Genomic DNA, 10458 nt, shown 5'->3' with positions numbered 1-10458 from the left:
ACCGAAGGACACGACACAGGGACAGCCATCATCCACGGCAGAAAACCGTCCAGACCATAACTCTGCCATGCATTTTTGCATGGATTCAGCCTGCCGTTTCATCCTGTTCGGGCTGCTTTAGTGGAAAAACAAGGACATATCGTGTCCCGTTTTCCTCAAACATCTGCAGTTCACCGCCCAGTTGCCGGGCAAAGCCACGGATCAGCTGCATGCCGATGCCGCTGCGCCCTTCCTCCGTCCCGGGCTGGTTGCGCACCGCCGCCATGCCCACACCGTTATCAGCGATCCACAGGCATGCCCGACCGCCGGACAGCGCGCGCAGGCCGACTTCCAGCGTTCCATGCTGCCGATCGGGGAAGGCGTATTTGATCGTGTTGCTGACCGCTTCCGTCACGATCAGCGCAAGGGGCACCGCCTGGTCGGGTACCATCAGCAGGTCATCGACGCGGATATCCAGCGTGATGCGGCTTTCATCGGATTCACCAATGGCATGCATGATCTGGCCACACAGTTCACGCACGAAGCTTTGCATGTTCAGGCTGTACAGTTCGCCATCGGCGTAAAGATAACGGTGAAGGGTGGCCAGCGCGCGCACGCGGTCACGCGCCTGCGCGAATTCCTCACGCGCGGCGGGCAGGCGGATGCGCCCTGCCTGCAGGTTCAGCAGCGACGCCACGATCTGCAGGTTGTTCTTGACGCGGTGATGCATTTCCTTGAGCAGCAGTTCCTGCCGGGCCTGCGCGCGTTCCAGCCGTTTTTCATGCCGCGCCAGCTTGCGTGTGGCCTTGCTGAAAGCATGGGCAAGCTGCCTGACCTCCAGCGGCATGGCCCAGTTGGAACGCACATCATACATGCCGCCCAGCTGCCACTGGTTGACCGACGTGGTCAGCTGGCGCAACGGCGTGATCACCAGCACGTCGGCACTCTTGGATGCGCCCAGCAGCCCCATCAGCAGCAGCAGTCCGCTGCTGACCAGCGATATGGCGAACATCACCACCGCGTGCCGTTCACCCGCGTTACGGCGCGTCATGCTCAGCACATGGACGCCATCCTGCACGCGGCCGATCGAAAACGACCCGTCGGGCAGGGTGATGTGGGCATGTTCCTCCCCCATCGCCAGCGTGCCACGCGCCCACTGCATGATACGTTCGGGCGGATGGGTGGCCCAGTTGCAATCCGAACAAAGGGGGGCGGACGCCCGGGCATGACTGTCCAGCAGCCATATCTCGACCGGGCCGTTCTGCTGCACCAGGTCCAGGCGCGGGTCACTGGCCTGCAGTATGGCGCTGCGCCATGACAGCGGCATGATGGCCGTAAGATAGCCGGGGCGGGCTGGCCTGCCGGCATCATCATAAATGGTGGTGGAAACCGTAATACGGAAATAACCGGGCACATGGGTCACCGGATCGTTCAGCGCAACAATCCCCACATCCCCCTGGAAACGGGGCATGGCGTCCATGGTCAGCGGGGCCGACCCGCCCTGCTGCCCGACAGCGGTCAGGATGTTGCCACGGTCATCCGCCAGCGCGATCTGGCTGTAATGCCGTCCGGTCAGCGACTGCACCAGTTCAAGCATATGGCGCAGGCCCGCATCATCCAGCCGCATGCGTGAGACCGCCTGAAGTAGGGAGCTGAGATGTTCGGCTTCATGACGCAGCTCAAGGTCGATGCGCGATACCGTGAGGTCGGTACGGTCACCGGGCGCCTCAAGCGTGAAACGGTAACTATGCCATGCCTGCACGGCCCCGATCAGGGCAATCGGCATGGCGGCCAGCAGAATGATCGCCATCATCCGGCCACGCACGGCATCGAATACGCGGCCCACACGACTGAACAGGCTCCGATGACGGACCTGCCTGCCGTGGCCGGAAGATGGGAATACGGACATGCGTTATTTTGTCCGTTTCCGGTCTTCCTCAATCAGACGCAGGAGTTCCTCGGGAACGGGCTCTTTCGTCACATCATCAAACAACTGATGCAATCCACGCTTCAGCCATAGCTCGAACGCATCATCCGATCTGGTTATGGACTTCTTTCCTGGTTGCCTGGGAGGACACTTGTCCTTCAGAGCCATCGCATTATCCCGAAGTAAATTCCCACTTCACACAATCCCTGTCTATGTCAGGGCTGCATCTTACCCTGCAGATTCCAAGATACTGATGAAGACATTACTGTCAGTGCCATATTCGTGCCGTAATTCAAAGTGGGAATCCACCCGATCAGATCGACGCCGCAGGACGGGCCTGCACCCGTGTGCGCAGGCGCTGCACCGCGCCACGCAGCTCGACCGTGGAAATATCGCGTTCCTCACCATAAAGCCATGCAGCCAGCTGGCGACGGGCGCGGAAGACACGACTCTTGGCGGTACCGACGGCGCAGCCGGTTGCCGCGGCCAGTTCATCATAGCTCATGCCCTGCATCACCACCAACACCAGCGCCTCGCGCTGATCGTTGGGCAGGCGGTTCATGGCTTCGGCCAGTTCCTTGACCATCAGGCGTTCGTCATGCGCGCCGCTGCCAGCCATGGCTGATGCGGGCACATCCTCGATATTCCCGGTTTCACGCTTCTTGCGCAGGTCCGAGATGAAACGGTTGCGCAGGATGCGGTGCATCCACGCGGAAAAATTGGTGCCCGGCGTAAAGCTGTGCTGGGCGGCCAGTGCATTGCACACGGCGTCCTGCACCAGATCATCCGCCGCCGCACGGTTGCGTGTCAGTGACAGGGCCTGAACGCGCAGACGGGGCAGGATTGCAATCATCTCGTCATGAAAGCTGTTGGTCATGTTCTTCTCCCCTATGTTGTCGTTCATGCCAGTGCAATGAACGGCAGGGGCAAAAGGTTACATCCACCCATATAACGAAAACGCGAGCAGGCGACCGATGGTTCCCTCAGCCGCCATCGGGGCGGGTGTTCATGTATTCCATGATCTGCGCGCGTGCGCGGGAAACGCGGGCCTTGATGGTGCCGACCGTGACCCCGCAGACATGCGCCGCCTCCGCATAGGTCATTTCCTGCACGCCAACCAGCACCAGCGCCTCACGCAGGCGGGGGGACAGCTGCCAGATCGCGCCGTTGAGGTCACGCAGCACGTCCGCCTCCCCTTCCCCCGTGCCGTTTTCGGGCTGGTCGGGACGGTGGGCATAGTCGGACAGGACATCACGTTCGCGCTGGCCATGGCGGCGCTGTTCGTAAAAAAGGTTGCGTGCGATCGTGTACAGCCACGCCTTCATGCTGGTACCCGGCGTGAACTGGTCCAGGGCGGCCAGCGCCCGCAGCACGGTTTCCTGGACAAGGTCGTCCGCCTGCGCGGACTGCCCGGTCAGAAAACGGGCAAAACCACGTAATTGCGGCAGAAGGGACAGGATCTCCCCACGCAAGTGCGTGACCGCTGACGGATCGAGTGGTATTCTGGATTCCAGTTTGTTTACTCTTCAACTCTTGCAGCACAGTCTAACGCTGTCATGATCCGGAGTGTAACAGTTTATCTGGGGAGATGAATGCCTCATGCCGCTATCACGGCGTCAAGACCTGCTTCGCGCCCTGCCCTATGCCCGGCGTTACGCCCGGGCGTTATGTGGCAGCCAGTCGAGTGGCGACCTGCTGGTTGCCGAAAGCCTGCGCGAACTCATGGCGGTGGATGATCCATCCCTGCCACCAAGGCTGCGCCTTTACCAGTGGATATCCCGCCACCACGCCGAACATGGCAGCAGCGGGGACGCCGCGGGCGGCATGCCGCCGCTGGGGCGCAAGCTGCTGCTGCTGACCTCGCTTGAAGAACTGTCGGTCAATGATGCCGCCCGCGTCCTGTCGCTGTCCCCAGAACAGGCCGCCACCATACTGGAGGACGCCCACGCCCGCCTGCGTTCATGCGCGCAGACCAGCGTGCTGATCATCGAGGACGAGCCGATCATCGCGATGGATATCGAGGAACTGGTGCGCCAGTGCGGCCATACCATCGCAGGCGTCGCCAGCAGCGAGGCGGAGGCCATAAAGCTGGCGCGCGAAACCCGGCCCGGCCTGATCCTGGCCGATATCAACCTTGGTGACGGTGGCGACGGGATGAAGGCGGTATCGAGCATCCTGCAGCATCAGGACATTCCCATCATTTTCGTGACCGCCTACCCCGAACGCCTGCTGACGGGGGACACGATCGAACCGGCATTCGTCATTACCAAGCCCTTTGAACCGCTTACGCTGGCGGTCTCCACCTATCAGGCGGTTTCGGGTGGCGTATCCCTGAACTGACACCGCCGCATGCCAGTCCCGCGCCTGCGCCATCCCCCCTGCCTGACCCGGCGTGTATGGTGCCTGTCCTGGCCGCACGGCCGGATGGGGCTGGTCCGCCACGCGGCAGCTTATCAGAGAGGGCAGTAATGAAACGGCTGGTCATCGTATCCAATCGCGTTCCCGTTCCCAAGGAGGGGCTGCGCCCCGGTGGCCTCGCGGTTGTGCTGAAGGACCTGCTGGCGCGCAAGGGGGGCATGTGGTTTGGCTGGAACGGCACCTGCCATCCCGACGCGGCGCACCTGCCGCCCGAGATCCAGCAGGCGGAAGGGGTGGAATACGCCACCATCGGCCTGACGCCGGCCGAACATCGCAATTACTATACCGGCTTTTCCAATTCCACGCTGTGGCCGCTCATGCATTCCCTGCCCGAGCATATCCATTTCGAGCGACGGGAACTGGCCACGTACTGGTCGGTCAACGAACGGTTCTGTGAAAACCTGCTGCCGCTGCTGCGTGCGGAAGATGTCATCTGGATCCACGACTATCACCTGCTGCCGCTGCCTGCCCTGCTGCGCCGCCATGGCGTGCGCCAGCCCATCGGCTTTTTCCTCCATACTCCCTTTCCCGCACCTGACATGCTGGCCACGGCGCCTGATGGCGGCACGTTCCTGCGCGACCTGATGAAGGCGGACCTGCTGGGGTTCCAGACGGCGGACGACACGGCCAATTTCATCTTTGCCGCCACCCGCAAGGCCGGGGCCATTGCGGAAGATGACAGCACCCTGACATTCGAGGGACGCCGCGTACATGTCGGCACTTTCCCCGTGGAAATCGACCCCCAGACCTTTGCGCAGACCGCCGTTACCGCCGCCGGATCAGCGGACCTGCGCCGCATGTCGGGTTCGCTGGCGGGACGCAAGCTGGTCTTTGGCGTGGACCGCATGGACCCGACCAAGGGACTGGACCACCGGCTGGCGGGTTATGAACGCCTGCTGGAAACCTATCCCAGGCGGGAACGGCAGGTGACGTTCCTGCAGATCGCGGCCGAAAGCCGGACGGACGTGCCGTCCTATCAGGCGCTGCGCAACAAGCTGGAACACCAGATCGGCAAGCTGAACGCCCACAAGGGACAGGCCGACTGGACCCCGCTGCGTTTCCTGACACGCGGCAGCCCCCGTCCCACCGTGGCCGGTTACATGCGGCTGGCGGATATTGGCTACATCACCCCGCTGCGCGATGGCATGAACCTTGTAGCCAAGGAATTCATCGCGGCCCAGGACCCCGAAAATCCCGGCGTGCTGATCCTCTCGCGCCTTGCCGGGGCGGCAAAGCAGCTTGAAGCCGCACTGCTGGTCAACCCGCTGGATCATGACGGCATGGCCGATGCGCTGGAACGCGCGCTGGCCATGTCGCCCGAGGAACGGCGCGAGCGCTGGCAGGCATGCTGGGACAGCATCGCCAACCGCACGGCCCTTGGCTGGGGGCTGTCATTCCTGAACGTCCTTGAAAACGCGAAGCGGCATTAAGCCCCCACACCAGCCTTGCGCACGGAGTGGTTGAGAATACATAAGTGGGCATGGCCTCACCTCCCCTTCTTCTCCTTCAGGACATCACCCTGACCCTCGGCGGCGCGCCGCTGCTCAATGGCGCGGGCTTTGGCGTCGGACCCGGCGAGCGCGTCTGCCTTGTCGGGCGCAATGGCTGTGGCAAGTCCACCCTGCTTCGCATCGCGGCGGGTGAGATACAGGCCGATGACGGCACCGTTTTTGTCCAGCCCGGCACCACCGTGCGCTACCTGCCGCAGGAACCGGACCTGTCGGGCTTTGACACCACGCTGGATTATGTCCGCGCGGGCATGGGGCCGGGCGACCCGGAATACCGCGCCGAACTGCTGCTGAACGAACTGGGGCTGAACGGCACGGAAAACCCGGCCACCCTGTCGGGCGGGGAAGCACGGCGCTGCGCACTGGCCCGTGCCCTTGCGCCCGAACCCGACCTGCTTTTGCTGGACGAACCCACCAACCATCTGGACATGCCCACCATTGAATGGCTGGAGCGTGAACTGCTGTCACTGTCATCGGCCATGGTCATCATAAGCCATGACCGCAGGCTGCTCGAGACGCTGTCGCGTTCGGTCGTGTGGCTGGACCGTGGTGTCACCCGCAGGCTGGATCAGGGCTTCGCCCGGTTCGAGACGTGGCGCGAGGAAGTGCTGGAGCAGGAAGAGCGCGACAGCCACAAGCTGGACCGCCAGATCGCGCGCGAGGAAGACTGGATGCGTTACGGCGTGACCGCGCGGCGCAAGCGCAATGTCCGCCGCGTGGCCGAACTGGCCGAACTGCGCAATACCCGTCGCACCGCCATAAGGCAGCCCGGCGGCCTGAAGATGGAAGCCCGCGAAAGCGACCTGTCAGGCAAGCTGGTCGCGGTGGCGGAAGACATGTCACGCGCATATGACCCTGCCCACCCGGTCGTCAGCCATCTGGACCTGCGTGTCCTGCGCGGGGACCGGCTGGGGATCGTGGGGGCCAATGGTGCGGGCAAGAGTACCCTGCTACGCCTGCTGACGGGGCTGGACAAACCGGATTCCGGCACCATCAACATCGGCAGCGCGCTCAATGTCGTCACACTGGACCAGCAGCGCCGTTCACTTGATCCCGACACCACGCTGGCGGATACGCTGACGGGGGGCGGTGGCGACATGGTGCAGGTCGGCGATGAAAAACGCCATGTCATCGGCTATATGAAGGACTTCCTGTTCCGCCCCGAACAGGCGCGCACCCCGGTGGGCGTACTGTCGGGGGGCGAGCGCGGGCGGCTCATGCTGGCCTGCGCACTGGCGCGGCCGTCCAACCTGCTGGTCCTGGATGAACCGACAAACGACCTTGACCTTGAAACGCTCGACCTGCTGCAGGACATGCTGGCCAGCTATTCCGGCACGGTGCTGCTGGTCAGCCATGACCGTGACTTCCTCGACCGGGTCGCATCCTCCATCCTGATGGCGGAAGGCGGCGGGAAATGGGTGGAATATGCCGGTGGCTACAGCGATATGCTGGCCCAGCGGCAGGATGCCACACTGGCCGCCCGCCCCCGGCAGGACCGCGCGGAGAGCACACCGGCCAAAACCGATGTGGCCCCTTCCACTTCTCCCCGGCAACCCGCGCGCAAGATGTCGTACAAGGACAAGCACGCGCTGGAACAGCTACCCAGACAGATGGCAGCGCTGGAGACGGAAATCGCACGCCTGCGCGCCATTCTGTCCGATGGGGGGCTGTATGCCCGCGATCCCGCCGCCTTCACCACGGCCACCACCGCGCTGGAAAAGGCGGAGGCCGACCTGACGGCGGCTGAGGAACGGTGGCTGGAACTTGAAATGCTGCGCGAGACGCTTCAGTCTTCCTGAACGGGGGGGATGATCAGGCCGGACGCCTCCATCCGTGCACGGGTGGCGGCGATTCCCTGCGTCACCGCCAGTGCTGCCGCAAGCGCCCGGCGGCCCGCCACGGCGTCCACCAGCACTTTCGCACCATCAAGGCACGACGCGGCAAAGGCGGCATGTTCCGCCGCCAGCGTATCATGGTCGCGCCACGTTACGGATTCGCGCCGGAACCCGCCCGATCCCGGCAGTGGCAGGCCGCGCGTGCGCCCGATCATGGTCAGTTCACGCTTCATGAAATCAGCCGACAGGTAGCCTTCCTGTGAAAAGACGCGCATCCGCCGCTCGGTCTTGAGCGAAATGCGGCTGGCCGCGATGGTGGCCACACAGCCGTTTTCAAAGCGCACGCGGGCGTTGGCAATGTCCTCGAACGGTGAACTGACCGCCGCCCCCAGCGCATCGACACTTTCGATCGGGCTGTCCACGATGGACAGGACCAGATCAAGGTCATGGATCATGAGGTCGAGGATCACCGATACATCCGTCCCGCGCGGCTTGTAGGGCGCAAGGCGCGTGGCCTCGATATAGAGGGGACGGGAAATCCGGTCGGTAATGGCCTGATGCTCGGCGGAATAGCGCAGCAGGTGCCCGACCTGCAGCACGACGCCATGCACCTGCGCCAGATGCGCCAGTTCATCGGCCTGCGCCAGTGTGGCCGCCATGGGCTTTTCCACCAGCACATGCTTTCCCGCCGCCAGTGCGACGCGGGCGGGTTCGAAATGATGTTCCGCAGGGGCTGCGACAATAATCGCATCCGAACAGGCCAGCAGGTCGGGATATGACAGGACGGGCACGCCCCCGGCTTCCGCCGCCACCTTGCGTGCGCGCGTGGTGTCGGGGTCATGGATGCCGGTCAGGACCTCCCGCGTGGCGGCCTGTACCTTGAGCGCATGGAAACGGCCAAAGTGGCCCGCCCCCACGATCCCGACACGTAACAACCGCATTCCCGCCTGCGTCATGTCCTGCCCTTCCTGCCTGTTTCGTGTCCGTAGCTGTTTTCCGGATTAGCAGCCCGCCACGCAGGCGCACACCCCCGCTGGCCGCACGGGCGGCATGACAGGGCGGGAGAATTGCGGCAAAACGGCAACGGCGGCGGCCCTGCCGGCGTATCAGCGGTTGCATCATCAGGCAGGGACCGGCATGTTCCCGCCACTGATTTTTCGCACACGCGATACACTGACCGTGCCGGACAGGGAACCGGCCAGCCGGGCGTAGGGAGCACTCCATCAAGTCATGATGTATTACAGTCGGCTCAGAATGGCTTCGGTCATTGGCGTATGTCTGATCGGGCTGGCGCTGTGCCTGCCCAATGTCATCCGCCAGCCCATGGCGTCCCTGCCATGGCGGCAGATCCATCTGGGCCTTGACCTGCGGGGCGGGTCCTACCTGCTGCTGCAGGTTGATATGAACAGCGTGACAGCCGACAGGCTGCGCGGGCTGCAGGATGAAACGCGCCAGACCCTGCTGAAGAATTCGCTGGGTTACCGCAACCTGACCACCACCGCGCATGGCGTGACATTCACGCCCCGCACGCCGGAAGAAGCGCAGCCCGACCTGAAGGCGCTGCGCGCCATGCCGATGAACGTGCCGGGCGAATTCAAGGTGGAACAGGCGGAAGGCGGCCAGATCGCCCTCACCCTGTCAGCCGAGGCCGCGCGCCAGCGCGCCTATGACGCCGTGACCCAGTCGATCGAGATCGTGCGCCGCCGCATTGACGCGACCGGCGCCATCGACCCCGAGATCACCCGTCAGGGCGATGACCGGATCATTGTCGAACTGCCCGGTATCAGTGACCCCGAACGGGTCAAAAACCTGCTGGGCACCACGGCCAAGATGACGTTCCATCTGGTTGCCGATTCCGCCATCGGCTCCGCCGTGCCGCCACCGGGCGTGGAAATGCTGCCCATGACCGACGGGCAGACCAAGCTGCCGGTCTTTTCGCATGTGGATGTGGATGGCGCGGACCTGACCAATGCCAGCGCCTCGATCGACCAGCAGAGCGGCGAATGGGCGGTGAACTTCACCTTCGATTCGACCGGGGCGCAGGAATTCGGTGACGTGACGCGGGCCAATGTGGGCAAGCGGTTCGCCATTGTGCTGGATAACAAGGTGATCGAGGCCCCGGTCATCCGCACTGCCATTACCGGCGGCAGCGGGCAGATCACTGGCGGCTTCAGCGCGCAGCAGGCCACCGACATGGCGCTGCTGCTGCGCGCGGGGGCACTGCCCGCACCGCTGAACGTGATCGAGCAGCGCTCCATCGGCCCGTCGCTGGGCGCTGATTCGATCCGGGCGGGTGGCTACAGCCTTGCTGCCGGTTTCGTGCTGGTGATCGCGTTCATGGCGCTGTTCTATGGCCGGTTCGGCTGGTACGCGAACATTGCCCTGCTGGCCAACCTGGTGCTGATGACCGCCATCCTGTCACTGTTCGAGGCGACGCTGACCCTGCCGGGCATGGCCGGCATGCTGCTGACCCTGGGCATGGCGGTGGATGCGAACATCCTGATCAATGAACGCATACGCGAAGAAGTGGCCCGTGGCCGCAGCGCGCTGCAGGCCATGCAGGCAGGCTTCGAACGCGCGACCGGCACGATCGTGGACAGTAACGCCACGGCGCTGCTGGCGCATGTCATGCTGTTCGTTTTCGGGACCGGGCCGGTCCGCGGCTTCGCGCTGACGATCACGATCGGTATCGTGACCACCCTTTTCACCACCCTTCTCCTATCCCGGATGCTGATGGTGCGCTGGTACGCCCGCACACGTCCCAGCACCCTGCCGGTCTGAGGCGCGCCGA

General features: G+C 63.8%; 9 protein-coding genes. 4 read left to right on the top strand and 5 right to left on the bottom strand.

The annotated features are described in order from the left end of the window. Positions 1–85: 85 nt before the first annotated feature. From AC1RQ9_RS02195 to AC1RQ9_RS02180, 4 genes are all read right to left on the bottom strand, one after another. On the bottom strand, positions 86–1888 hold the full coding sequence (locus AC1RQ9_RS02195; RefSeq protein ID WP_193733791.1) for a sensor histidine kinase: 1803 nt from the start codon (positions 1886–1888) through the stop codon (positions 86–88). 3 nt (positions 1889–1891) lie between these two features. Beyond that, positions 1892–2074, bottom strand: coding sequence for a hypothetical protein (locus AC1RQ9_RS02190; protein WP_227672783.1), 183 nt, complete (start codon positions 2072–2074; stop codon positions 1892–1894). A 145-nt stretch (positions 2075–2219) separates the two neighbouring features. Next, complete coding sequence (locus tag AC1RQ9_RS02185; protein WP_485985414.1) at positions 2220–2783, bottom strand: sigma-70 family RNA polymerase sigma factor; 564 nt, start codon at positions 2781–2783, stop codon at positions 2220–2222. A gap of 106 nt (positions 2784–2889) precedes the next feature. Beyond that, complete coding sequence (locus AC1RQ9_RS02180) at positions 2890–3378, bottom strand: sigma-70 family RNA polymerase sigma factor (RefSeq protein WP_485985386.1); 489 nt, start codon at positions 3376–3378, stop codon at positions 2890–2892. A 127-nt stretch (positions 3379–3505) separates the two neighbouring features. On the opposite strand from AC1RQ9_RS02180, the gene AC1RQ9_RS02175 reads away from it, so the two are divergent. From AC1RQ9_RS02175 to AC1RQ9_RS02165, 3 genes are all read left to right on the top strand, one after another. Then, positions 3506–4246, top strand: a complete 741-nt coding sequence (locus AC1RQ9_RS02175) for a response regulator (RefSeq protein WP_193733789.1) — start codon at positions 3506–3508, stop codon at positions 4244–4246. 128 nt (positions 4247–4374) lie between these two features. Next, positions 4375–5754: an alpha,alpha-trehalose-phosphate synthase (UDP-forming) gene (locus tag AC1RQ9_RS02170; protein ID WP_193733788.1), complete on the top strand. Its 1380-nt coding sequence runs from the start codon at positions 4375–4377 to the stop codon at positions 5752–5754. A 50-nt stretch (positions 5755–5804) separates the two neighbouring features. Continuing rightward, a complete protein-coding gene (locus AC1RQ9_RS02165) occupies positions 5805–7631 on the top strand; it encodes an ABC-F family ATP-binding cassette domain-containing protein (RefSeq protein WP_485985385.1) in 1827 nt (608 codons plus the stop codon). Here the strand turns inward: AC1RQ9_RS02165 and AC1RQ9_RS02160 are convergent. Further along, complete coding sequence (locus AC1RQ9_RS02160) at positions 7619–8623, bottom strand: Gfo/Idh/MocA family protein (protein ID WP_485985384.1); 1005 nt, start codon at positions 8621–8623, stop codon at positions 7619–7621. The two genes, AC1RQ9_RS02165 and AC1RQ9_RS02160, sit on opposite strands and share 13 nt — an antisense overlap. Positions 8624–8897: 274 nt before the next feature. Between AC1RQ9_RS02160 and secD the strand changes: the two genes are divergently transcribed. Further along, positions 8898–10448 (top strand): protein translocase subunit SecD, encoded by a 1551-nt coding sequence (gene secD, locus AC1RQ9_RS02155; protein WP_193733785.1) that lies wholly within the window; start codon positions 8898–8900, stop codon positions 10446–10448. Positions 10449–10458: the final 10 nt, after the last annotated feature.

This window comes from Komagataeibacter ossonobensis (assembly GCF_057359305.1).
Note: the sequence above shows the minus strand (reverse complement) of the source record. Positions and strands in the feature narration are given on the sequence as shown.

Bases quoted from the DNA above. Each gene is read 5' to 3' on its own strand.
- AC1RQ9_RS02160 (WP_485985384.1), bottom strand. From the start codon at position 8,623: ATGACGCAGGCGGGAATGCGGTTGTTACGTGTCGGGATCGTGGGGGCG.
- AC1RQ9_RS02195 (WP_193733791.1), bottom strand. From the start codon at position 1,888: ATGTCCGTATTCCCATCTTCCGGCCACGGCAGGCAGGTCCGTCATCGG.
- AC1RQ9_RS02170 (WP_193733788.1), top strand. From the start codon at position 4,375: ATGAAACGGCTGGTCATCGTATCCAATCGCGTTCCCGTTCCCAAGGAG.
- secD (WP_193733785.1), top strand. From the start codon at position 8,898: ATGATGTATTACAGTCGGCTCAGAATGGCTTCGGTCATTGGCGTATGT.
- AC1RQ9_RS02165 (WP_485985385.1), top strand. From the start codon at position 5,805: ATGGCCTCACCTCCCCTTCTTCTCCTTCAGGACATCACCCTGACCCTC.
- AC1RQ9_RS02185 (WP_485985414.1), bottom strand. From the start codon at position 2,783: ATGACCAACAGCTTTCATGACGAGATGATTGCAATCCTGCCCCGTCTG.
- AC1RQ9_RS02175 (WP_193733789.1), top strand. From the start codon at position 3,506: ATGCCGCTATCACGGCGTCAAGACCTGCTTCGCGCCCTGCCCTATGCC.
- AC1RQ9_RS02190 (WP_227672783.1), bottom strand. From the start codon at position 2,074: ATGGCTCTGAAGGACAAGTGTCCTCCCAGGCAACCAGGAAAGAAGTCC.